Genomic DNA, 19,123 nt, shown 5'->3' with positions numbered 1-19,123 from the left:
GCCGACTTGCCGTGAGCGTCGTATCCCGGTCCCTCTTCACGACAGACAACCTGCCCGAGCGCGACCGTTTCGAGGCGTGGCGCACCCTGTTCTCCGCCCACACCCTCGACGCTGACCCGACCGGCTTCTCGGGCAGCATCGAGACGACCCTGATCGGCTCGATGGCTCTGCGCGTGATGAACGCGGCGCCCCAGGGACCCGCGCGGTCCAGATCGCAGATCCGGCGCGACGGCCAGGACGGCTTCGTCCTGCATCTGAGCCGGCACGCCTACAGCGTGGAAACCGAGCGCGGCGTCACGCACGTTCCGGCCGGCGCGATCAGCCTCAACGACCTGTCGCAGCCCTATCGCCGCAGCCGGGTACCGGAGACGGGCTCTCTGATCCTGGCGCTGCCGCGTTCATCCGTCGCCTCCGTGCTGTCCGACGAGGACGCGTTGCACGGATTGATCCTGCACGGCGGTGCGGGCCGCCTCCTCGCGGATCACCTGCAGAGTTTGGCCGCGCATAGCCACGCGATCGCACCGGCGGATGCGGCTCACATCGCCCAGGCCACGCTCCACATGGTCGCGGCCTGCGCACGCCCGAGCCTGGAGGCGGCCGCGCGCGCGAGCACGCCGCTCGACGCCGCCCGGCTCAAGAGCGCGAAACAGTTCATCCGCGGCCATCTCTGCACGCCGCTGCGGATCGACGCGATGGCGAAGGCACTCGGCACGTCGCGCTCGCAGCTCTACCGCCTGTTCGAGCCGGAGGGCGGGATCGCGCGCTACGTCGCGCGTCAGCGCCTGGCGGCGGTCCGGGCCGCCCTCGACGATCCGCTCGAGCGACGGTCGATCAGCGAGATCGGAGAGGCCTGCGGCTTCGGCAGCAGCTCTCTCGTCAGCCGTGCGTTCCGGCAGGCCTACGGCATGACACCGCGCGACTACCGGGCGTCCGTCAGGGGGACCTGAAGCAACCAGGAAAACTGCCGACGACGAGCGTCGCCGTCACCGGCGATCCGGCGGCCTATCCGGGGCCGGGGCGGACCGAGCTGGCGCCGGGCTGCTGTAAGCTGCGTGCCACGCCGCCCGGAGCGACCGAATCGTGCCCCGGGTCGGCCTGACGCGTCGGCGGCGATGGTGATTCCGGAATCCGTTGCACGGCCCCGGGATCGCCCCTTGGTTCGAATGTGACAAGAAACACCATCAACAAGAGCGTCAGGGATGCCACCGGCATCCCCAAGGCATGCTCACGCCGCCACGCGCCCGCTCCCCCCGGCCTCCCGGCTCTCCTCCGCCGCCAGCAGCACGCAGGTCGCCACCACCTCCGCCGCGGCCTCGACCTCGGCGAGCTTCGGATAGGACGGGGCGAGGCGCAGCAACCGGTCCTGCGGGTCGCGGCCGTAGGGGTGGGTGGCACCGGCAGGCGTCAGCGCCAGGCCGCAGGCGGCGGCGAGCGTGACCACGCGGGTGGCGCAGCCCTCCGGCACTTCGAGCAGGACGAAGTAGCCGCCCTCCGGCTCGCTCCAGCGCGCGACGCCGGTGCCGCCGAGATGGCGGGCCAGGGTCTCGGTGACGGCCCGGAACTTCGGCGCCAGCAGCCGGCGGTGGCCGTCCATCAGGGCGTCGATCCCGGTCTGGTCGCGCAGGAAGCGGATGTGGCGCAGCTGGTTGAGCTTGTCCGGCCCGATGCTGCGCTTGCCCGCATTGGCGAGGTACCAGCGGACATTCGCCTCGGAGGAGGCCAGCATCGCGAGGCCCGCACCCGCAAGCGTCACCTTGGAGGTCGAGGCGAAGACGATCGCCCGGTCGGGGTTTCCGGCCTCGGCGCAGGCCTCGAGGATGTTCCGCAGGACCGGCCGCCGCTCGGTCAGGTGGTGCAGCGCGTAGGCGTTGTCCCAGAACAGCCGGAAGTCCGGCGCGCCGGTCTCCATCCGGGCGAGGCGCGAGACGGTGGCGTCGCTGTAGGTCTCCCCGCCGGGGTTGGAATATTGTGGCACCGCCCACATCCCCCTCACCCTGGGATCTCGGGCTTCCCGCTCCACCACGTCCATGTCCGGGCCCTCGGCAGTCATCGGCACCGGGACCATGCCGATGCCGTAGGTCTCGCACAGGGCGAAGTGACGATCGTAGCCCGGCACCGGGCAGAGGAAGCGGATCTCCTCCTCCTTCGACCAGGGCCGCGCGGACCCGGGCACGCCCTTGAGAAGGGCATAGGCGATGCAGTCGTGCATCAGCGCGAGGCTCGAATTGTTGCCGACGACGATCCGCTCCGGCGGGGCGCCGAGCACGGCGGCGAACAAGGCCCGCACCTCGGCGAGGCCCTGCACGCCGCCATAGTTGCGGGCATCCTCGCCGGTCTCGGTGCGGTGGTCGCGGTTGCCCGGCAGGGTCACCAAGCCTTCCGACAGGTCGAGCTGCTCGGGCGAGGGCTTGCCCCGGGTCATGTCGAGCTTGAGGCCACGCCCCTGCAGCGCGGCGTAGCGGGCCTGGAGGTCGGCGAGCGCAGGAATGGCAGTCATGGGAAGATCGCTGGTGGTACGGAAGGCGCGCCACCTTTGCGCCTCCCGCGCCCCGGAATCCAGCGGCCGACGACGAAGGCCCCCGGCCGGAGCGCGATTTTTTTAAGGGTTTCCTACTTGCTTCAGGGCTTCCTACTTGCCGGGCTTCTCGGACACGATGGCACCGGTGCGCGGATCGGCCTTGAACTTCATCGGCTTGCCGTCCTTCATCCCCTCCCCTTCCCAGTGACCGTCATCGGCCTCGATCTCGGAAATCTGGGTGTAGCCGGCGGCCTCGACCTTCTGGATCACCTGCCCGATCGGCATCCAGTCGGCCCCGACCTTGTCGGCGAGCGCAGCCGTGCCGGTGCCGGCGAGGAGGATGGCGGCGAGGGCCGGGATGCTCAGCTTGGTCATGGATCACGTCTCCCTTGAACGGCAGGTGCCGTCGGGAGATCGCTCATCCTGCGGCGCGGTTCCCGCGCAACGAAAAAGGCGGCCCTCGCGGGCCGCCTTCAAGGGCATTGTTAGGACACCTTGCGGATCGACCGCGGCGTTACGCCGAGGCGGTCTCGTCGGAGACCTGGACCGGGCCGGAATCCTTGCCGCGGGCGTCGACGTCGCGGTCGACGAACTCGATCACCGCCATTGGGGCGTTGTCGCCGTAGCGGAAGCCCGCCTTCATGATGCGGCAATAGCCGCCCGGGCGGCCCTGGTAGCGGGGGCCGAGCACGTCGAACAGCTTCTTGACCATCACCTCGTCGCCGCGCAGAGCCGCGATCGCCTGACGGCGGGCATGCAGGTCGCCGCGCTTGCCGAGGGTGATCAGCTTCTCGACCACGGGACGCAGGTCCTTGGCCTTCGGCAAGGTGGTGATGATCTGCTCGTGCTTGATCAGCGCGGCGGACATGTTCGAGAACATCGCCTTGCGATGCTCGACGGTGCGGTTGAAACGGCGACCCCGGAAACCGTGACGCATGGCTCTCTCCTATTGGTTCTCGGCCGCCGTGCCACGGGTCGGCCGTCCTTTGTGGTGCGAGTGCGGAGTCCCGCCACTCCGGATGCGCCGTCCGTCGAGGGCGCATCCGGAGTGGCGGCGCAAGGACGAATCCCGCGCCGCCGCTTGCGGCCTAGTAGTGCTCCTCGAAGCGCTTGGCCAGGTCCTCGATGTTCTCCGGCGGCCAACCGGGCACGTCCATGCCGAGATGCAGGCCCATCGCGGCCAGCACTTCCTTGATCTCGTTGAGCGACTTGCGACCGAAGTTCGGCGTGCGCAGCATCTCGGCTTCGGTCTTCTGGATGAGGTCGCCGATATAGACGATGTTGTCGTTCTTGAGGCAGTTGGCCGAGCGGACCGACAGCTCGAGCTCGTCGACCTTCTTGAGCAGGGCCGGGTTGAAGGGCAGCTGCGGCGCCAGCGGCGCGGCCTCCTCCTTGCGGGGCTCCTCGAAGTTCACGAAGATCTGGAGCTGGTCCTGGATGATGCGGGCGGCATAGGCCAGCGCATCCTCGGGCGAGACCGCGCCGTTGGTCTCGACCGTCATGGTCAGCTTGTCCTTGTCGAGATCCTGGCCCTCGCGGGTGTTCTCGATGCGGTAGGACACCTTGGTGACCGGCGAGAACAGCGCGTCGACCGGGATCAGGCCGATCGGCGCGTCCTCGGGCCGGTTGCGCTCGGCCGGGACGTAGCCCTTGCCCGCCGAGACGGTGAACTCCATGCGGATCTCGGCGCCGTCGTCCAGGGTGCAGAGCACCAGGTCGGGGTTGAGGATCTGCACGTCGCCGATGGTGGCGATGTCGCCGGCGGTGACCAGGCCCGGGCCGGTCTTGCGCAGGGTCATGCGCTTCGGGGTGTCACTCGACGAGCGGATCGCGATCGTCTTGATGTTGAGGACGATGTCGGTGACGTCCTCGCGCACGCCCGGGATCGAGGAGAACTCGTGCAGCACGCCGTCGATATGGACCGAGGTGACGGCCGCGCCCTGGAGCGACGAGAGGAGAACCCGGCGCAGGGCGTTGCCGAGGGTGGTGCCGAAGCCGCGCTCCAGCGGCTCGGCCACCACGGTGGCGATCCGCTTCGGATCGTGCCCGGGGGTGACCTCGAGCTTGTTCGGCTTGATCAGCTCTTGCCAGTTCTTCTGAATGACCACGTTCGCACCTCTCGCCAACTTACACCGGGGCGGCCCGAAAGGCCCTCCCCTCGCGGTCTCCCCCGCGCCCGGGAGACACCGCCGTCCTGATCTCTCACGCGTTCGAAGCAGGGGCGGTCAGGACGCCGCGCTCCACTGCTCCGGGACCCAGGCGAAGCCGGCGCCGTCGCGCCGGACCGAACCGAGGGCCGGAAACTCGAGATGCATCCCGGCGACCAGGCTGCGATCCGCAGCCGCCTGATCGAGGATGCGCTTGCGCGTGGCGGCGGCCATCGCGCCGTCCACGTCGAAGGACAGGAACGCCTCCGGACGAGCGAACTGGATCGCCGGCAGGTGCACCACGTCGCCCCAGATCAGCAGCGAGCGGTCGCCCGACTGGACCCGGTAGGCGGTGTGACCGGGGGTGTGGCCGGGCGCCAGGATCGCCTCGATCCCGGGCAGAACCTCGCCCTCGCCGGCCCGGCGGATCCGCTCGCCGTAGGCCGCGACGAGTGCGTGCGCCCGTCGGAAACCCGCCTTCGCTCCCTCCGGCGCCCGCGCCTCGGCCCCGTCGGCGAGCCAGTAGGCGGCCTCCGCCTCCGGGATCACCACCTCGGCCTTCGGATACAGAGCGGCGCCGTCCGGTCCCATCAGCCCGCCGATATGGTCGGAATGCAGGTGGGTCACCAGCACGGTGCCGATCGCCTCCGGCGCCACGCCGCAGGCGCGAAGTGCATCTGGCAGGTGCCCGAGGCTCGCAGGACCGCCCGCGCCCATCCCGGCATCGACCAGGACCGGGGCGGCTCCGCCGAGGACCAGGAAGGCGTTGACGGAGATCCGAGGCACTTCGGCTGAGCGGAAACCCTCCGCCTGGAGCCGGCCGGCCTCGTCGCCGGGGATGCCCTGCACCAGCCCGATCGCGACGTCGAGATGACCGTCGTTGAGGGCGACCACAACGCGATCGCCCAGCGTCCAGGGGAGGACGCCGGGCCGGACGATGTCGGCGGTGAAGGGTGTCGACACGCAATCCTCTTCGCGGGCCGTCGGCCGGGAGGCCTCTGGCGAAGCCTCCCGGGACTAGTGGATGATCAGACGCGGCGGCGCTTGCGCGGGCGGCAGCCGTTATGCGGGATCGGCGTCACGTCGCGGATCGACGTCACCGTGAAGCCCGCCGCCTGGAGCGCGCGCAGGGCCGATTCGCGGCCCGAGCCGGGGCCCGAGACCTCGACCTCGAGGGTGCGCATGCCGTGCTCGGCGGCCTTGCGACCGGCATCCTCGGCCGCGACCTGGGCGGCGTAGGGGGTCGACTTGCGGGAGCCCTTGAAGCCCATGGCGCCGGCGGACGACCACGAGATCGTGTTGCCCTGGGCGTCCGTGATGGTGATCATCGTGTTGTTGAACGAGGCGTTCACGTGGGCGACGCCCGACACGATGTTCTTGCGTTCGCGACGACGGACGCGGGTTGCTTCCTTGGCCATACTGTCTTTCGATCCTTCAGGCGCGCCCGTGGTGCCAGGCGCTCGGGACGTCTCTCACGAGTAGCGGTGACGGCGCTCGCGCGCCGCCGGTGTCGGGCGAGACCGGAACGCCGGCCCCGCCGATCTTTCAACGGATCGCGGCTTACTTCTTCTTGCCGGCGATCGGCTTCGCCTTGCCCTTGCGGGTGCGGGCGTTGGTGTGGGTGCGCTGGCCGCGCACCGGCAGGTTGCGGCGGTGACGCAGGCCGCGGTAGCAGCCGAGATCCATCAGGCGCTTGATGTTCATCGCAACTTCGCGGCGCAGGTCGCCCTCGACGACGTAGTCGCGGTCGATCGTCTCGCGGATCTGCAGCACCTCGGCGTCGGTGAGCTGGTTCACGCGGCGCTCGGCCGGGATACCGACCTTCTCGGTGATCTCCTCGGCCTTCTTGGCACCGATGCCGTGGATGTACTGGAGCGCGATGACGACGCGCTTGTTGGTCGGGATGTTGACGCCGGCGATACGGGCCATGGTGTTCCTGCTCTCCATCGCGCCCGGGACGTCTGCCCAGGCGGCTGTTCTTCTGGTCTCACGCGCGTCCGGTGGAGCCCGGCCCCTGCGCGTCGTCCCGACGGCAAATCGGCCCGGAGCGGCCTTCCAGAGAGGCACGCCGGGCCGTCCGGGTCTGAACGAAGGAGCGCCCACTAGCGCGGGCGCGAACTGTTGTCAACCGGACTGCCGCGTCACGCCGACACGGTCTGAAACGGGGCGAGCAGCTTTTCGAGCTGCTTCGTCACCTCGTCGATCGGCGCCATGCCGTCGACCTGGCGCAAGAGGCCGGTGCCGGCGTAATGCGCCGAGAGCGGCGCGGTCTGGGTGCGGTAGGCTTCGAGCCGGGTCTTGAACACCTCCGGCGTGTCGTCCTTGCGCACCGGCTCGCCGCGGGCCTCGGTCTCGGCGGCGCGCTTGGCGATGCGCCCGACCAGCGCGTCCTCGTCGACCTTGAACTCGATCACCCCGTCGAGGCGCAGGCCCTTCTCGGCCAGCATCTTTTCGAGCGCGACGGCCTGCGCCACCGTGCGGGGAAAGCCATCGAGGATGAAGCCGCTGCGGGCATCGGCCTCCTCGATCCGGTCGGCGACGATGCCGATCACGATGTCGTCGGAGACGAGCGCGCCGCTCTCCATCAGGGCCTTGGCCTTGAGGCCGACCGGGGTGCCGGCCGCCACCGCGGCGCGCAGCATGTCGCCGGTCGAGAGCTGCGGGATTCCGTACCGCTCGACGATCCGCGCCGATTGGGTGCCTTTCCCGGCTCCGGGCGGGCCGAGCAGAATGATCCGCATAACCTATCTCTCCCCTCCACCGCTCCCGCACGGGATCCTTCGTCCCGGGGCACGGCCTGTCTGCTTGTTCTAGCCCGAGGCCCTGTCCGGGCGGAATCCGACCATGCGCCAAGGCCCCGCCCCGGCGCAAGGGTGCCGAGCCGGGCCGGTTGTACCGGCCCGGTCGGCTTGCCGTCGCGAGAGCGTCAGCGCCGGCGCGCGCCGCGCAGCTTCGCCTTCTTCACAAGGCCCTCGTACTGGTGCGCCAGCAGGTGGCCGTGGACCTGCGCCACCGTGTCCATGGTCACCGAGACCACGATCAGGAGCGAGGTGCCGCCGAAGTAGAACGGCAGCGAGGCGTAGGAGACCAGGATCTCAGGGATCAGGCAGATCACCGTCAGGTACGCGGCGCCGATCACGGTGATGCGCGACAGCACCTTGTCGATGAACTCGGCGGTGCGCTCGCCCGGACGGATGCCCGGGATGAAGCCGCCATGCTTCTTCAGGTTGTCCGCCGTCTCCTGCGGGTTGAACACCACCGCGGTGTAGAAGAAGGCGAAGAAGATGATCAGCGCCGCGTAGAGCAGCATGTAGAGCGGCCGGCCGTGGCCGAGATAGGTCGCCATGGTGGCGATGATGCCGGTGCCGTTCGGGTCGGTCTGGAAGCTCGCGGCGGTAGCCGGCAGCAGCAGCAGCGACGAGGCGAAGATCGGCGGGATGACGCCGGAGGTGTTGAGCTTGAGCGGCAGGAACGAGGTCTGGCCCTCGTACATCCGGTTGCCGACCTGGCGCTTGGGGTAGTTGATCAGGAGCCGGCGCTGCGCGCGCTCCATGAACACGATGAAGTAGACGACGGCCGCGGCCATCACCACCACGCCGAGGATCACCACGGTCGAGAGCGCGCCCTGCCGCCCGAGTTCGAGGGTGCCGGCGATCGCCGAGGGCAGGTGCGCGACGATGCCCGCGAAGATGATGAGCGAGGAGCCGTTGCCGATGCCGCGCGAGGTGATCTGCTCGCCGATCCACATCAGGAACAGCGTGCCGCCGGTGAGCGTGATCACGGTCGAGATCAGGAAGAAGGGTCCGGGATCCTGCACGATGCCGCCGGAGCTCTGCAGGCCGACCGCGATGCCCCAGGCCTGGAAGATCGCCAGCACCACCGTGAGGTAGCGGGTGTACTGGTTGAGCACCTTGCGGCCGGACTCGCCCTCCTTCTTCAGCGCCTCGAGAGACGGCACAACCGAGGTGAGCAGCTGCACGATGATCGATGCCGAGATGTACGGCATGATGTTGAGCGCGAAGATCGCCATGCGCTCGACGGCACCGCCGGAGAACATGTTGAACAGGCCGAGCACGCCGCCTTGCGCGTTGGCGAAGCTCTGGCGGAGCGCATCGGGATCGATGCCGGGCAGCGGGATGTAGGTCCCGAGCCGGTAGACGATCAGGGCGCCCAGGGTGAACCAGATCCGCTTCTTGAGCTCTTCGGCCTTGGCGATGGCGCCGAAGTTGAGGTTGGCGGCGAGCTGCTCGGCTGCAGAGGCCATGGGTTACGTGTCCTCAGGGTCGGGGTCCGCGGCGCGCGCGGTCAGGGATGCGCGAGCATCCCCCAAAACACGAGCGGCGGCCTCGCGCTGGTCGCACGGGCCGCCGCCGATGATCGGTGACTTAAAGTGTGCCTCAGGCCGACGCAACCGCGTCGTCGGCGGTGGCGAGCGACTGGGTCACCGAGCCGCCGGCCTTCTCGATCGCCTCGACCGCCGACTTCGACGCCCGGGAGACCTGGAAGGTCAGCTTGGCGGTCAGCTCGCCGACGCCGAGGATCTTCACGCCGTCGCGGGCCTTGGAGACCACGCCGGCGGCGATCAGCGCCTCGAGGGTCACCGGAGCCGAGGCATCGAGCTTGCCGGCATCGACCGCCTGCTGGATGCGACCGATATTGACCTCGTTGAGGTCGGTCGCGCCCGGGTTGTTGAAGCCGCGCTTGGGCAGGCGACGGTGGAGCGGCATCTGGCCGCCCTCGAAGCCCTTGATGGCAACGCCGGAGCGCGCCTTCTGGCCCTTCACACCGCGGCCGGCGGTCTTGCCCTTGCCGGAGCCGATACCCCGGCCGACGCGCATCCGCTTCTTGGTCGCGCCTTCGTTGTCACGGATTTCGTTGAGCTTCATCGTGCCCTCCTCACGCCGCGTCGTCGAGAACGCGCACGAGGTGATGCACCTTCGCGATCATGCCGCGCACCGAGGGGGTGTCGGGCAGGACGGCGATGCGGTGCATCTTGTTCAGCTTCAGGCCGATCAGCGTCTGGCGCTGGCTGGCCTCGCGGCGGATCGGCGAGCCGATCTGCTGCACGCGGACGGTCTTCTCAGTCATCCCGAGCCTCCTTACGCCGCGTCGGCGGAATCGGCCGAGGCGGCCGAGTCGGCGTCGCGACGGCGGGCCTGGAGGGCCGAGACCTTGAGACCGCGGCGCGCCGCGACCGAGCGGGGCGAATCCTCGTTCTTGAGCGCGTCGAAGGTGGCGCGCACGAGGTTGTAGGGGTTCGACGAGCCGAGCGACTTCGCCACCACGTCCTGCATGCCGAGCGTCTCGAAGACGGCGCGCATCGGGCCGCCCGCGATGATGCCGGTACCGGCCGGAGCAGCGCGCAGGATGACCTTGCCGGCGCCGTGACGGCCCTGCACGTCGTGGTGCAGGGTGCGGCCCTCGCGAAGCGCCACGCGGACGAGACCGCGCTTGGCCGCCTCGGTGGCCTTGCGGATGGCCTCGGGAACCTCACGGGCCTTGCCGTGTCCGAAACCGACGCGACCTTTCTGGTCGCCGACAACGACGAGGGCCGCGAAGCCGAAGCGACGGCCGCCCTTTACCACCTTGGCGACGCGGTTGATGTGGACGAGCTTGTCCACGAACTCGCTGTCGCGCTCCTCGCGGTCGTCGCGGCGACGACCCTCACGCTCACGTGCCATGTGTGTTGTCCATCGACTGACGCGGGCGACGGTCCCGCTCGCTGCTGTGTCATCCGCCGTAATGAGAGAGGGAGCCTCTCAAGGCCCCCTCGCCTCATGGGACATCGTGCCGATCCAGGGAGCGGAGGGGCGCGAGACGCGCCCTCCCCTCTCGCGGGATCAGAAGTCCAGGCCGCCCTCGCGGGCCGCGTCGGCCAGGGCCTTGACCCGGCCGTGATAGAGGTAGCCCGAGCGGTCGAAGATGACCTGGCTCACGCCGGCAGCCTTGGCGCGCTCCGCCACCAGCTTGCCGACTTCGGTCGCGGCGGCCTTGTCGGCGCCGGTCTTGAGGCGGGCGCGCAGGTCCTTGTCGAGGCTCGAGGCGGCGGCCAGGGTGTGGCCGGTCGCATCGTCGATGACCTGGACGTAGATCTGCTTGGAGGAGCGGAACACCGAGAGCCGCGGACGGCCGTTGGCCGCCTTGCGGATCGCCCGCCGGACGCGCGCGCGGCGCCGATCGAGCAGTTCGATTTTGCGAGACATCGGCCGTCCTTACTTCTTCTTGCCTTCCTTGCGGAAGATGAACTCGCCGGCGTACTTCACACCCTTGCCCTTGTAGGGCTCGGGGCCGCGATAATCGCGGATCTCCGCCGCGACCTGGCCGACGCGCTGCTTGTCGATGCCGGTGACGATGATCTCGACCGGCCGCGGGGTGGCGATCGTGATCCCCTCCGGGATCGGGTACTCGACGTCGTGGCTGTAGCCGAGCGACAGCTTCAGCACCTTGCCGGCGACCGCGGCGCGGTAACCGACGCCGTTGATCTCCAGCTTCTTCTCGTAGCCCTTGGTCACGCCCTCGACCAGGTTCGACACCTGGGCGCGGGAGAGGCCCCACATCGCGCGGGCCTCCTTGGTCTGCGACCGGGGCTGGACCGAGATCGCGCCGTTCTCGTGCGACACCGACACCTGGTCGGGCACGCGGAACTGCAGCTCGCCCTTCTGGCCCTTGATCTTGACGTTCTGGCCGTCGACGGTGGCGGTCACGCCGGCCGGGACGGTCACAGGCTTCTTGCCTACGCGGGACATGCTCGTCTCTCCTTTTCGGCTGTCAGGGTCCGAAGGTCAGAAGACCTTGCAGAGCACCTCGCCGCCGACGTTGCGCTCGCGCGCCTCGTGGTCGGCCATGACGCCCTGAGGGGTGGAGACGATGGTGATGCCCAGGCCGTCGGCGACGCGCGGCAGGGTATCGACCGACGAGTAGACCCGGCGGCCGGGCTTGGAGACGCGCTCGATCGAGCGGATCACCGGCTGGCCGTCGAAGTACTTGAGCTCGATCGCGAACTCGGTGCGCCCGTTGCCGTAATCAGTCGTGGCGTAGTCGCGGATGTAGCCCTCGGACTTCAGCACGTCGAGGACGCGGGCCCGCAGCTTGGAGCCGGGGGTCTGCACGACGTTGCGACGACGCATCTGGCCGTTGCGGATGCGGGTGAGCATATCGCCCACGGGATCGTTGATCATCTGTGGCGCCCTCCCCTTACCAGCTGGACTTGACCAGGCCCGGGATCATGCCCCGGGATCCCAGGTCGCGGAGCGCGACGCGGGAGATGCCGAGCTTGCGGTAGTAAGCCCGGGGACGGCCGGTCATCTCGCAGCGGTTGCGGATGCGGGTCGGGCTGGAGTTGCGGGGCAGCTCCGCCAGCTTGAGGCGCGCCTCGAAGCGCTCCTCCATCGACAGCGACTCGTCGTTGGCGGTGGCCAGCAGCGCCTCGCGCTTCGGCGCGTAGCGCTTCACCAGCTCCCGCCGCTGCTTGTTCTTCTCGATCTTGCTCGTCTTAGCCATGTCTTAAGCTCTCCGGTGTCCGCGTATGGGGGCGGTCAGCCCTCACTGCCGGAACGGGAAGTTGAAGTGCTTCAGGAGCGCCCGGGCCTCGGCATCGGTCTTGGCGGTGGTCGCCACGACGATGTCCATGCCCCAGGTGTTCTGGGCCTTGTCGTAGTTGATCTCGGGGAACACCAGGTGCTCCTTGATCCCGAGGGCGTAGTTGCCGCGGCCGTCGAACGATTTCGGATTCAGGCCGCGGAAGTCACGCACGCGCGGCAGCGCGATGGTGATCAGGCGGTCCATGAACTCATACATGCGCTGCTTGCGCAGCGTGACCTTGCAACCGATCGGCATGTTCTCGCGGACCTTGAAGGTCGCGATCGCCTTGCGGGCCCGGGTGATCACCGGCTTCTGACCGACGATCAGGCCGAGGTCCTCGGCCGCCACGGTGGCCTTCTTCGAGTCCTGGGTCGACTCGCCGACGCCCATGTTGACGACGATCTTCTCGATCGCCGGCACCTGCATCGGGTTGGTATAGCCGAACTCCTCGATCAGCTTCGGACGCACCACTTCCTCGTAGTGCTTCTTCAGCCGCGGCGTGTAGCCGTCCTTCAGCGCCTCAGCCATCGATCAGATCTCCCGAGCGCTTCGCGAAGCGAACCTTGCGCCCGTCTTCCAGAATGCGAAAACCGACCCGGGTGGGCTTGCCGTCTTTGGGGTCGGCGACCGCCAGGTTCGACAGGTGGATCGCCGCCTCCTTGGAGATGATCCCGCCCTCGGAGGTCTGGGTCTGGCGCGTGTGGCGCTTCACCAGGTTGATCCCCCGCACCAGGGCCCGATCTTCCTTCGGCATCACCTGGATGACCTCGCCGGTGCGACCCTTGTCGCGGCCGGTCAGGACGACGACCTTGTCGCCCTTCTTCACCTTCGCAGCCATCACAGCACCTCCGGCGCCAGCGAGATGATCTTCATGTGATTGCGAGCACGCAGCTCGCGCGGCACGGGCCCGAAGATACGGGTGCCGATCGGCTCCTTCTGGTTGTTGATCAGCACGGCCGCGTTGCGGTCGAAGCGGATCACCGAACCGTCGGCCCGACGGACGTCCTTGGCAGTGCGCACGACGACCGCCTTCATGACGTCGCCCTTCTTCACGCGGCCCCGCGGAATCGCCTCCTTCACCGACACCACGATGATGTCGCCGACACCGGCATACTTGCGCTTGGAACCGCCGAGCACCTTGATGCACATCACGCGACGTGCGCCGGAATTGTCGGCGACGTCCAGATTCGTCTGCATCTGGATCACGGCCTAACGCCCTTTCCTTGTTTCAGGCAGGTCTCCGCAGGGCAGGATTGCCCGGCGGACGGCAGCCTGATGGGGATCTCGCGTCCCCGTCCATTAAAAGACCGCGCAGCAGCGCGATTGCTCGCGCTGGCGCGGTCAACGAACGCGATGAGGAGCGCGTCACACGCCCTTCATGTTTCGGTGGAGGCCGGCCGTCTACACCGGATCGGCCCCGTTGACAAGGCCAAACGGGCGCCGGATGGCGCCATGTTTGGAGAGGCGACCGGGGGCGCCGGGAAAGCGCCCCCGTCTTACGCCTCTGCAGTCGCGACGGCCTCGCCCTCGACCAGCTTCCAGGTCTTGAGCTTGGAATAGGGCCGCGACTCCTCGATGAACACCTGCTGGCCGACCTTGGCCACGTTGTTCTCGTCGTGAGCGTGGTAGTTCTTCGACCGGCGGATGGTCTTCTTCATCACCGGATGGGTGAAGCGACGCTCCACCTTCACGACGATGGTCTTGTCCTGCTTGTCGCTGACGACGACGCCCTGCAGCACGCGCTTCGGCATGGTCCTAGACTCCCTTAGCCCTGCGCCGCCTGCAGCGTCTTCTGGCGCTGCAGGGTGCGGACGCGGGCGATGTCGCGGCGCACTTCGCGCACCCGGGCGACGTTCTCGAGCTGACCCGTGGCCCGCTGGAAGCGCAGGTTGAACTGCTCCTTCTTCAGGTTCAGGAGCTCTTCGCCGAGCTGATCCGGCGACAGCGCGCGCAGGTCAGACAGCCTCTGGCTCGACTTCATCTCGAATATTCTCCTCAGTCGGCGATGCGCTGGATGAAGCGCGTGCGGACCGGCAGCTTGGCGGCACCCAGGCGCAGCGCCTCGCGGGCGATGTCCTCGGCCACGCCGTCGATCTCGAACATGATGCGGCCCGGATGCACGCGGGCCGCCCAGTACTCGGGCGCACCCTTGCCGGAGCCCATGCGGACCTCGGTCGGCTTCGCGGTCACGGGGACGTCGGGGAAGATCCGGATCCAGACCCGGCCCTGACGCTTCATCTCGCGGGTGATCGCGCGGCGCGCCGCCTCGATCTGACGCGCGGTGACCCGCTCCGGCTCCATGGCCTTGAGGCCGTAGGAGCCGAAGTTCAGGTCGGTTCCGCCCTTCGCGAAGCCGTGGATGCGGCCCTTGAACTGCTTGCGGAACTTCGTCTTCTTGGGTTGCAGCATGGCAGCCTCTCAAAACTGAAGGGCGGGAGACGGGCGGCCCTCAGGCCGCCGCGTCCCGTCCGCCGCGCTCGCCGCGCTCGCGGTCACGACGCCCGCCGGAACGGCCGCCCTCCTCGTGCGCGCGCTTGTCCTGCGCCATCGGGTCGTGCTCGAGGATCTCGCCCTTGAACACCCACACCTTGATGCCACAGGTGCCGTAGGTGGTGAACGCCGTGGCCGTGCCGTAATCGACGTCGGCGCGCAGGGTGTGCAGGGGCACGCGGCCCTCGCGGTACCACTCGAGCCGGGCGATCTCGGCGCCGCCGAGGCGGCCGGAGCAGTTGATGCGGATGCCCTCGGCGCCGAGACGCATCGCCGACTGCACGGCCCGCTTCATGGCGCGACGGAAGGCGACGCGACGCTCGAGCTGCTGCGCGATCGAGTCGGCCACCAGGGTGGCGTCGATCTCGGGCTTGCGCACCTCGACGATGTTGATCGTCACGTCGGCCTTGGTCATCGAGTTGACCAGCTTGCGCAGCTTCTCGATGTCCGCACCCTTCTTGCCGATCACCACACCCGGGCGGCCCGAGTGGATGGTGACGCGGCACTTCTTGTGCGGACGCTCGATGACGATCTTGGAGACGGCGGCCTGCTTGAGCTGCTTGAGCAGCGCTTTGCGGATCGCGACGTCTTCGTGCATCAGGCGAGCGTACTCGCCCTTGTTGGCGTACCAGCGCGAGTCCCAGGTCCGGTTGATGCCGAGCCGGAGACCGATCGGGTTGACTTTCTGGCCCATCGATTCCTCCTCAGGCGGCTTCGGCCGGGACTTCCCGCACCACGATGGTGAGGTTCGCGAACGGCTTCAGGATGCGGGCGCCACGGCCGCGGGCGCGGGCGTGGAAGCGCTTGAGAACCAGCGCCTTGCCGACATAGGCCTCCTTCACGACGAGATCGTCGACGTCGAGGTCGTGGTTGTTCTCGGCGTTGGCGATCGCGCTCTCGAGGCACTTGCGCACGTCGACGGCGATGCGCTTGCGCGAGAACTGGAGGTCGGCGAGCGCGGTCGAGACCTTCTTGCCGCGGATGAGCTGAGCCACGAGGTTCAGCTTCTGCGGGCTGACGCGCAGCATGCGCGCCACGGCCTTGGCCTCGTTCTCGGGGAGCGCGCGGGGTGCAGCTGCCTTGCCCATCTTAGCGCCTCTTCGCCTTCTTGTCGGCCGCGTGACCGTGGAAGGTGCGGGTCGGCGAGAACTCGCCGAACTTGTGCCCGACCATCTCCTCGGAGACGTAGACCGGAATGTGCTTCTGCCCGTTGTAGACCCCGAAGGTCAGACCAACGAAATGCGGAAGGATCGTGGAGCGACGGCTCCAGATCTTGATCACCTCGTTGCGGCTCGCGCCGCGCGCGGCGTCCGCCTTCTTGAGGAGGTAGCCGTCGACGAACGGCCCCTTCCAGATTGAACGTGCCATGGGACGAAGCCCTTACTTCTTGCGGTTGTGGCGGCTCGACACGATGAACGTGTCGGTGCGCTTGTTCGAGCGGGTCTTCTTGCCCTTGGTGGGGATACCCCACGGGGTGACCGGATGACGACCGCCCGAGGTGCGACCCTCGCCGCCGCCGTGCGGGTGGTCGATCGGGTTCATGGCGACGCCGCGGTTGTGCGGACGCTTGCCGAGCCAGCGGTTGCGGCCCGCCTTGCCGAGCGAGATGTTCATGTGGTCGGGGTTCGAGACCGCGCCCACCGTGGCGTAGCACTGGCCGTGCACCAGGCGCTGCTCGCCCGAGTTCAGGCGCAGCGTGACGTAGCCCTGGTCGCGGCCGACGATCTGGGCGTAGTTGCCCGCGGACCGGGCGATCGCCCCGCCCTTGCCGATCTTCAGCTCGACGTTGTGCACGATCGTGCCGACCGGCATGTTGCCGAGCGGCATGGCGTTGCCGGGCTTGATGTCGACCGACTCGCCCGACACCACCTTGTCGCCGGCCTTCACGCGCTGCGGCGCCAGGATGTAGCTCTGCGCGCCACCCTCGTAGGTCACCAGCGCGATGAACGCCGTGCGGTTCGGATCATACTCGATCCGCTCCACGGTGCCGACCTTGCCGGCGTGCTCACGCCGTTTGAAGTCGACGTTGCGCAGCGTCCGCTTGTGGCCACCGCCGCGGAAGCGGACGGTGATGCGGCCGAGATTGTTGCGGCCGCCGGTGGACGACTTGCCCACCGTCAGCGACTTGACCGGCTTGCCCTTGTAGAGCTCCGAACGGTCCACGATCACGAGCTGGCGAAGGCTCGGCGTGACCGGCTTGAATGTCTTCAAAGCCATTGGCTTGTTCCCTTACGCCGTTCCCCTCAGAGCCCGGTCGTGACGTCGATGGTCTGGCCCTCTTCGAGGGTGACGATCGCCTTCTTCACGTCCGAACGCTGGCCGCGCTGACCGCGGAACATCTTGGTCTTGCCCTTGGTGACGAGCGTGTTGACGCTCTTCACCTTGACCTCGAACAGCTTCTCGACCGCTTCCTTGATCTGCGGCTTGGTCGCCTTCGGGGCCACCCGGAACACAACCTTGTTGAGTTCCGAGAGGTTCGTCGCCTTCTCGGTGATGACCGGGGAGACGATCACGTCGTAGTGGCGCGGATCAGCGCTCATTTGAATCGCGCCTCCAGCGCATCGACGGCGGCGCGCGTCAGCACGAGCTTCTCGCGGCGCAGGATGTCGTAGACGTTGATGCCCTGCACCGGCAGGACGTCGATCTGCGGCAGGTTGCGGGCCGCACGGGCGAAGTTCTGGTCGAGTTCGGCGCCGCCGATGATCAGGGCGTTCGAGAGCGACAGCTTGCCGAACCGCTCCTTGAGCGCCTTGGTCTTGCCCTCCTCGAGGCGGGCGTCGTCCATGACGATCAGGGCTGCGCTCTTGGCCTTGGCCGAGAGGGCGTGGCGGAGCGCGAGCGCCCGGACCTTCTTGGGCAGGTCGTGGGCGTGCGAGCGGGTGACCGGGCCGTGGGCACGGGCGCCGCCACGGAACTGCGGAGCGGAGGCCGCGCCGTGACGGGCGTTACCGGTGCCCTTCTGCTTGTACAGCTTCTTGGTCGTGCGGGCGATCTCGCCGCGCTGCTTGGTCTGGTGAGTTCCGGCCTGGCGCTTGGCGAGCTGCCAGCGGACGCAGCGCTGCAGCAGGTCGGCGCGCGGCTCGAGGCCGAAGATGGCCTCGTCGAGCTCGACCGAGCCGGCCTCGGCACCGTCGAGCGTGGTGATCTCGAACTTCATCACGCGTTCTCCTCGGTGGCCGGAGCCGCGGGAGCCTCGACCTGGCCCTCAGCCGGAGCAGCAGCCTGCTCGCGGAACTTGCCCGGCATCGGGGCATCGGCCGGCAGCTTGCGCTTCACGGCGTCACGGACGAAGATCCAGCCGCCGTCGACGCCCGGGACCGAGCCTTCGACCAGGATCAGGCCGCGCTCGACATCGGTGCGCACGACGCGCAGGTTCTGGGTCGTCACCCGCTCGACACCGAGATGGCCCGGCATCTTCTTGTTCTTGAAGGTCTTGCCCGGATCCTGACGGCCGCCGGTCGAACCGATCGAGCGGTGCGAGATCGACACGCCGTGGGTGGCGCGCAGACCGCCGAAGTTCCAGCGCTTCATGCCGCCGGCGAAACCCTTACCGGTGGTCGTGCCCGTCACGTCGACGAACTGACCGGCCAGGAAGTGGTCCGCGGTGATCTCGGCGCCGACCGGGATGATCGCGTCCTCGCTCACGCGGAACTCAGCCAGCTTGCGCTTCGGCTCGACCTTCGCGACGGCGAAATGGCCGCGCTGGGCCTTCGTGACGTTCTTGACCTTGGCCTTGCCGACGCCCACCTGGAGCGCGACGTAGCCGTTCTTCTCGATCGTGCGGTGGGCGACCACCTGGCACTGATCGACCTTGAGCACCGTGACCGGAACATGCTCGCCGGCGTCCGTGAAGACGCGGGTCATGCCGACCTTCTGTGCGATGACTCCTGAGCGCATGGTTCTCCCCCGCGCGGCCTAGTGAAGCTCCAAGAACCCGCGGGTCCTCAGAGCTTGATCTCCACGTCGACGCCAGCGGCGAGGTCGAGCTTCATCAGCGCGTCCACGGTCTGGGGCGTCGGATCGACGATGTCGAGCACGCGCTTGTGGGTGCGCATCTCGAACTGCTCGCGCGACTTCTTGTCGATGTGGGGCGAGCGGTTGACGGTGAAGCGCTCGATCCGGGTCGGCAGCGGGATCGGCCCGCGGACCTGGGCCCCGGTCCGCTTCGCCGTCGAGACGATCTCGCGGGTCGACGAATCCAGGATGCGATGATCGAACGCCTTGAGGCGAATACGGATGTTCTGGCCGTTCATGTGATGTCTACCTCGCGACGGGATGGGGCGGGCACGAGGCCCGCCCCGTCACCTGTCCGCTCGTGGAAGCGCCTGGACGCTTACTCGGTGATGGAGGCGACGACGCCGGCGCCGACGGTGCGGCCGCCCTCGCG

The 19,123-nt window shown here is 68.3% G+C and carries 31 protein-coding genes; 1 reads left to right on the top strand and 30 read right to left on the bottom strand.

Annotation, left to right across the window (positions count from 1 at the left end):
• Positions 1–11 precede the first annotated feature (11 nt).
• Positions 12–947 carry an AraC family transcriptional regulator gene (locus MFF64_RS15980; RefSeq protein WP_099906091.1) on the top strand — a complete coding sequence of 312 codons (936 nt, stop codon included), beginning with the start codon at positions 12–14 and terminating at the stop codon, positions 945–947.
• Between the two features lie 278 nt (positions 948–1,225).
• Here the strand turns inward: MFF64_RS15980 and MFF64_RS15975 are convergent, their stop codons facing one another.
• The 30 genes from MFF64_RS15975 to rpsJ form a co-directional block, all read right to left on the bottom strand.
• A complete protein-coding gene (locus MFF64_RS15975; protein WP_238191504.1) occupies positions 1,226–2,497 on the bottom strand; it encodes an aspartate aminotransferase type Ic in 1,272 nt (423 codons plus the stop codon).
• 132 nt (positions 2,498–2,629) lie between these two features.
• Positions 2,630–2,893, bottom strand: a complete 264-nt coding sequence (locus tag MFF64_RS15970) for a PepSY domain-containing protein (protein WP_099901889.1) — start codon at positions 2,891–2,893, stop codon at positions 2,630–2,632.
• A gap of 139 nt (positions 2,894–3,032) precedes the next feature.
• Positions 3,033–3,455, bottom strand: coding sequence for a 50S ribosomal protein L17 (gene rplQ, locus MFF64_RS15965; protein ID WP_238191502.1), 423 nt, complete (start codon positions 3,453–3,455; stop codon positions 3,033–3,035).
• Positions 3,456–3,606: 151 nt separating this feature from the next.
• Positions 3,607–4,644: a DNA-directed RNA polymerase subunit alpha gene (locus MFF64_RS15960; RefSeq protein ID WP_414468138.1), complete on the bottom strand. Its 1,038-nt coding sequence runs from the start codon at positions 4,642–4,644 to the stop codon at positions 3,607–3,609.
• Positions 4,645–4,743: 99 nt separating this feature from the next.
• Positions 4,744–5,628 carry an MBL fold metallo-hydrolase gene (locus MFF64_RS15955; RefSeq protein ID WP_238191500.1) on the bottom strand — a complete coding sequence of 295 codons (885 nt, stop codon included), beginning with the start codon at positions 5,626–5,628 and terminating at the stop codon, positions 4,744–4,746.
• Positions 5,629–5,693: 65 nt separating this feature from the next.
• Complete coding sequence (gene rpsK / locus MFF64_RS15950) at positions 5,694–6,083, bottom strand: 30S ribosomal protein S11 (RefSeq protein WP_015928609.1); 390 nt, start codon at positions 6,081–6,083, stop codon at positions 5,694–5,696.
• 142 nt (positions 6,084–6,225) lie between these two features.
• Positions 6,226–6,594: a 30S ribosomal protein S13 gene (rpsM, locus tag MFF64_RS15945; RefSeq protein WP_048450473.1), complete on the bottom strand. Its 369-nt coding sequence runs from the start codon at positions 6,592–6,594 to the stop codon at positions 6,226–6,228.
• A 212-nt stretch (positions 6,595–6,806) separates the two neighbouring features.
• On the bottom strand, positions 6,807–7,406 hold the full coding sequence (locus MFF64_RS15940; RefSeq protein ID WP_099902762.1) for an adenylate kinase: 600 nt from the start codon (positions 7,404–7,406) through the stop codon (positions 6,807–6,809).
• 185 nt (positions 7,407–7,591) lie between these two features.
• Positions 7,592–8,929, bottom strand: coding sequence for a preprotein translocase subunit SecY (gene secY, locus MFF64_RS15935; RefSeq protein ID WP_048465603.1), 1,338 nt, complete (start codon positions 8,927–8,929; stop codon positions 7,592–7,594).
• 133 nt (positions 8,930–9,062) lie between these two features.
• A complete protein-coding gene (gene rplO, locus MFF64_RS15930) occupies positions 9,063–9,551 on the bottom strand; it encodes a 50S ribosomal protein L15 (RefSeq protein ID WP_048450469.1) in 489 nt (162 codons plus the stop codon).
• Positions 9,552–9,561: 10 nt separating this feature from the next.
• Complete coding sequence (gene rpmD, locus MFF64_RS15925) at positions 9,562–9,753, bottom strand: 50S ribosomal protein L30 (RefSeq protein WP_099902236.1); 192 nt, start codon at positions 9,751–9,753, stop codon at positions 9,562–9,564.
• Between the two features lie 11 nt (positions 9,754–9,764).
• Complete coding sequence (rpsE, locus tag MFF64_RS15920) at positions 9,765–10,346, bottom strand: 30S ribosomal protein S5 (RefSeq protein ID WP_048425830.1); 582 nt, start codon at positions 10,344–10,346, stop codon at positions 9,765–9,767.
• A gap of 159 nt (positions 10,347–10,505) precedes the next feature.
• Complete coding sequence (rplR, locus tag MFF64_RS15915; RefSeq protein WP_048450468.1) at positions 10,506–10,868, bottom strand: 50S ribosomal protein L18; 363 nt, start codon at positions 10,866–10,868, stop codon at positions 10,506–10,508.
• A 9-nt stretch (positions 10,869–10,877) separates the two neighbouring features.
• Positions 10,878–11,411 (bottom strand): 50S ribosomal protein L6, encoded by a 534-nt coding sequence (gene rplF, locus MFF64_RS15910; protein WP_099901753.1) that lies wholly within the window; start codon positions 11,409–11,411, stop codon positions 10,878–10,880.
• Between the two features lie 36 nt (positions 11,412–11,447).
• The gene (rpsH, locus tag MFF64_RS15905; RefSeq protein ID WP_048425827.1) at positions 11,448–11,843 is read right to left on the bottom strand and encodes a 30S ribosomal protein S8; all 396 of its coding nucleotides are present in this window, start codon (positions 11,841–11,843) and stop codon (positions 11,448–11,450) included.
• A gap of 16 nt (positions 11,844–11,859) precedes the next feature.
• Positions 11,860–12,165: a 30S ribosomal protein S14 gene (gene rpsN / locus MFF64_RS15900; RefSeq protein ID WP_238191498.1), complete on the bottom strand. Its 306-nt coding sequence runs from the start codon at positions 12,163–12,165 to the stop codon at positions 11,860–11,862.
• Between the two features lie 42 nt (positions 12,166–12,207).
• A complete protein-coding gene (gene rplE / locus MFF64_RS15895) occupies positions 12,208–12,774 on the bottom strand; it encodes a 50S ribosomal protein L5 (RefSeq protein ID WP_109960470.1) in 567 nt (188 codons plus the stop codon).
• Positions 12,767–13,084 carry a 50S ribosomal protein L24 gene (rplX, locus tag MFF64_RS15890; protein ID WP_048425824.1) on the bottom strand — a complete coding sequence of 106 codons (318 nt, stop codon included), beginning with the start codon at positions 13,082–13,084 and terminating at the stop codon, positions 12,767–12,769. The genes rplE and rplX overlap by 8 nt, the downstream gene beginning before the upstream one ends.
• Entirely contained in the window at positions 13,084–13,452 is a 369-nt protein-coding gene (gene rplN / locus MFF64_RS15885; RefSeq protein WP_048425823.1) for a 50S ribosomal protein L14, read from the bottom strand. The genes rplX and rplN overlap by 1 nt, the downstream gene beginning before the upstream one ends.
• Before the next feature lie 290 nt (positions 13,453–13,742).
• Positions 13,743–13,997, bottom strand: coding sequence for a 30S ribosomal protein S17 (rpsQ, locus tag MFF64_RS15880; RefSeq protein ID WP_099905698.1), 255 nt, complete (start codon positions 13,995–13,997; stop codon positions 13,743–13,745).
• Between the two features lie 14 nt (positions 13,998–14,011).
• Complete coding sequence (rpmC, locus tag MFF64_RS15875) at positions 14,012–14,227, bottom strand: 50S ribosomal protein L29 (protein ID WP_048444832.1); 216 nt, start codon at positions 14,225–14,227, stop codon at positions 14,012–14,014.
• 14 nt (positions 14,228–14,241) lie between these two features.
• Entirely contained in the window at positions 14,242–14,655 is a 414-nt protein-coding gene (rplP, locus tag MFF64_RS15870) for a 50S ribosomal protein L16 (protein ID WP_093569149.1), read from the bottom strand.
• 40 nt (positions 14,656–14,695) lie between these two features.
• Entirely contained in the window at positions 14,696–15,430 is a 735-nt protein-coding gene (gene rpsC, locus MFF64_RS15865; RefSeq protein WP_048450464.1) for a 30S ribosomal protein S3, read from the bottom strand.
• A gap of 10 nt (positions 15,431–15,440) precedes the next feature.
• Positions 15,441–15,824 carry a 50S ribosomal protein L22 gene (gene rplV, locus MFF64_RS15860; protein ID WP_048431916.1) on the bottom strand — a complete coding sequence of 128 codons (384 nt, stop codon included), beginning with the start codon at positions 15,822–15,824 and terminating at the stop codon, positions 15,441–15,443.
• Between the two features lies 1 nt (position 15,825).
• Positions 15,826–16,104 carry a 30S ribosomal protein S19 gene (rpsS, locus tag MFF64_RS15855; RefSeq protein ID WP_048444829.1) on the bottom strand — a complete coding sequence of 93 codons (279 nt, stop codon included), beginning with the start codon at positions 16,102–16,104 and terminating at the stop codon, positions 15,826–15,828.
• Positions 16,105–16,116: 12 nt separating this feature from the next.
• The gene (gene rplB / locus MFF64_RS15850; protein WP_099905695.1) at positions 16,117–16,953 is read right to left on the bottom strand and encodes a 50S ribosomal protein L2; all 837 of its coding nucleotides are present in this window, start codon (positions 16,951–16,953) and stop codon (positions 16,117–16,119) included.
• A gap of 26 nt (positions 16,954–16,979) precedes the next feature.
• Complete coding sequence (locus MFF64_RS15845; protein WP_099905692.1) at positions 16,980–17,276, bottom strand: 50S ribosomal protein L23; 297 nt, start codon at positions 17,274–17,276, stop codon at positions 16,980–16,982.
• A complete protein-coding gene (rplD, locus tag MFF64_RS15840) occupies positions 17,273–17,893 on the bottom strand; it encodes a 50S ribosomal protein L4 (protein ID WP_048425814.1) in 621 nt (206 codons plus the stop codon). Before rplD ends, MFF64_RS15845 begins: the two co-directional genes overlap by 4 nt.
• Positions 17,893–18,633, bottom strand: a complete 741-nt coding sequence (gene rplC, locus MFF64_RS15835; protein ID WP_099905689.1) for a 50S ribosomal protein L3 — start codon at positions 18,631–18,633, stop codon at positions 17,893–17,895. Before rplC ends, rplD begins: the two co-directional genes overlap by 1 nt.
• Positions 18,634–18,680: 47 nt before the next feature.
• On the bottom strand, positions 18,681–18,989 hold the full coding sequence (gene rpsJ, locus MFF64_RS15830; protein ID WP_012330343.1) for a 30S ribosomal protein S10: 309 nt from the start codon (positions 18,987–18,989) through the stop codon (positions 18,681–18,683).
• Between the last annotated feature and the right edge of the window lie 134 nt (positions 18,990–19,123).

The sequence above is a fragment of the Methylobacterium frigidaeris genome (assembly GCF_022179185.1).
GTDB lineage: Bacteria > Pseudomonadota > Alphaproteobacteria > Rhizobiales > Beijerinckiaceae > Methylobacterium > Methylobacterium frigidaeris.
Note: the sequence above shows the minus strand (reverse complement) of the source record. Positions and strands in the feature narration are given on the sequence as shown.

Coding starts and splice junctions, on each gene's coding strand:
- MFF64_RS15975 (WP_238191504.1), bottom strand. CDS start 2,497: ATGACTGCCATTCCTGCGCTCGCCGACCTCCAGGCCCGCTACGCCGCG.
- MFF64_RS15970 (WP_099901889.1), bottom strand. CDS start 2,893: ATGACCAAGCTGAGCATCCCGGCCCTCGCCGCCATCCTCCTCGCCGGC.
- rplQ (WP_238191502.1), bottom strand. CDS start 3,455: ATGCGTCACGGTTTCCGGGGTCGCCGTTTCAACCGCACCGTCGAGCAT.
- rpsK (WP_015928609.1), bottom strand. CDS start 6,083: ATGGCCAAGGAAGCAACCCGCGTCCGTCGTCGCGAACGCAAGAACATC.
- rpsM (WP_048450473.1), bottom strand. CDS start 6,594: ATGGCCCGTATCGCCGGCGTCAACATCCCGACCAACAAGCGCGTCGTC.
- MFF64_RS15940 (WP_099902762.1), bottom strand. CDS start 7,406: ATGCGGATCATTCTGCTCGGCCCGCCCGGAGCCGGGAAAGGCACCCAA.
- secY (WP_048465603.1), bottom strand. CDS start 8,929: ATGGCCTCTGCAGCCGAGCAGCTCGCCGCCAACCTCAACTTCGGCGCC.
- rplO (WP_048450469.1), bottom strand. CDS start 9,551: ATGAAGCTCAACGAAATCCGTGACAACGAAGGCGCGACCAAGAAGCGG.
- rpmD (WP_099902236.1), bottom strand. CDS start 9,753: ATGACTGAGAAGACCGTCCGCGTGCAGCAGATCGGCTCGCCGATCCGC.
- rpsE (WP_048425830.1), bottom strand. CDS start 10,346: ATGGCACGTGAGCGTGAGGGTCGTCGCCGCGACGACCGCGAGGAGCGC.
- rplR (WP_048450468.1), bottom strand. CDS start 10,868: ATGTCTCGCAAAATCGAACTGCTCGATCGGCGCCGCGCGCGCGTCCGG.
- rplF (WP_099901753.1), bottom strand. CDS start 11,411: ATGTCCCGCGTAGGCAAGAAGCCTGTGACCGTCCCGGCCGGCGTGACC.
- rpsH (WP_048425827.1), bottom strand. CDS start 11,843: ATGATCAACGATCCCGTGGGCGATATGCTCACCCGCATCCGCAACGGC.
- rpsN (WP_238191498.1), bottom strand. CDS start 12,165: ATGGCTAAGACGAGCAAGATCGAGAAGAACAAGCAGCGGCGGGAGCTG.
- rplE (WP_109960470.1), bottom strand. CDS start 12,774: ATGGCTGAGGCGCTGAAGGACGGCTACACGCCGCGGCTGAAGAAGCAC.
- rplX (WP_048425824.1), bottom strand. CDS start 13,084: ATGGCTGCGAAGGTGAAGAAGGGCGACAAGGTCGTCGTCCTGACCGGC.
- rpsQ (WP_099905698.1), bottom strand. CDS start 13,997: ATGCCGAAGCGCGTGCTGCAGGGCGTCGTCGTCAGCGACAAGCAGGAC.
- rpmC (WP_048444832.1), bottom strand. CDS start 14,227: ATGAAGTCGAGCCAGAGGCTGTCTGACCTGCGCGCGCTGTCGCCGGAT.
- rplP (WP_093569149.1), bottom strand. CDS start 14,655: ATGCTGCAACCCAAGAAGACGAAGTTCCGCAAGCAGTTCAAGGGCCGC.
- rpsC (WP_048450464.1), bottom strand. CDS start 15,430: ATGGGCCAGAAAGTCAACCCGATCGGTCTCCGGCTCGGCATCAACCGG.
- rplV (WP_048431916.1), bottom strand. CDS start 15,824: ATGGGCAAGGCAGCTGCACCCCGCGCGCTCCCCGAGAACGAGGCCAAG.
- rpsS (WP_048444829.1), bottom strand. CDS start 16,104: ATGGCACGTTCAATCTGGAAGGGGCCGTTCGTCGACGGCTACCTCCTC.
- rplB (WP_099905695.1), bottom strand. CDS start 16,953: ATGGCTTTGAAGACATTCAAGCCGGTCACGCCGAGCCTTCGCCAGCTC.
- MFF64_RS15845 (WP_099905692.1), bottom strand. CDS start 17,276: ATGAGCGCTGATCCGCGCCACTACGACGTGATCGTCTCCCCGGTCATC.
- rplD (WP_048425814.1), bottom strand. CDS start 17,893: ATGAAGTTCGAGATCACCACGCTCGACGGTGCCGAGGCCGGCTCGGTC.
- rplC (WP_099905689.1), bottom strand. CDS start 18,633: ATGCGCTCAGGAGTCATCGCACAGAAGGTCGGCATGACCCGCGTCTTC.
- rpsJ (WP_012330343.1), bottom strand. CDS start 18,989: ATGAACGGCCAGAACATCCGTATTCGCCTCAAGGCGTTCGATCATCGC.